This is a genomic window from Actinomyces sp. S6-Spd3 (assembly GCF_000758755.1).
Classification (GTDB): domain Bacteria; phylum Actinomycetota; class Actinomycetes; order Actinomycetales; family Actinomycetaceae; genus Pauljensenia.
This window is the reverse complement of sequence record NZ_JRMV01000235.1, coordinates 1-581: the sequence shown is the minus strand read 5'-3', so window position 1 is coordinate 581 and position 581 is coordinate 1. Positions and strand designations below refer to the sequence as shown.

Sequence of the window (581 nt, the reverse complement as noted above, 5' to 3'; positions counted from 1 at the left end):
GATCCGCATCGGTACTAAGACTACTGGTACCAACACCGAAACGGTTGAGTCTGAAGTTCCATTCGGCGTAAAGATCGAGTTTGATCCGAACATGCCTGCGGGTACCTCTGAGACGGTTACCGAGGGTAAGCCGGGTAAGAAGCAAGTGACGATCGAACGTGAAATCGTCAACTCGCAGCCCGGTGGTCCAAAGATCTCCGAGGAGATAGCTGAGGAGCCTGTGGATCAGGTGGTCAAGGTTGGTACTAAGCCGTCTGAGGCGTCTGAGAAGGTTACGTGGACTGCGCAGGTTCCGTTTGAGGTTGAAACCCGTCCTAACTCGGAGTTGAAGCCGGGTGAGATTAGGGTTGTCCAAAAGGGTGTGTCTGGTGAGAAGACCTTTACGGCTGATTTCACCGCTACGGGTGAGCAAGCCACGGTTACGCCTGAGGAGAAGGTGACTAAGGATCCGGTTAACGAGATCATCGAGTACGGTCCTCATGCTGAGGACTCTACTGTGGTGACTAAGGTTGAAAAGCCGGTGCCTTTCGAAACCGAGATTGTGTTTGATGATTCGCTTGCTGCTGGTGAGCAGGTTGTTG

1 protein-coding gene is annotated in these 581 nt (G+C 52.8%); it reads left to right on the top strand.

Annotated elements, in window-relative coordinates:
* The coding region (locus tag HMPREF1627_RS01930) for a G5 domain-containing protein (RefSeq protein WP_034500669.1) at positions 1-581 on the top strand (581 nt) is incomplete at both ends.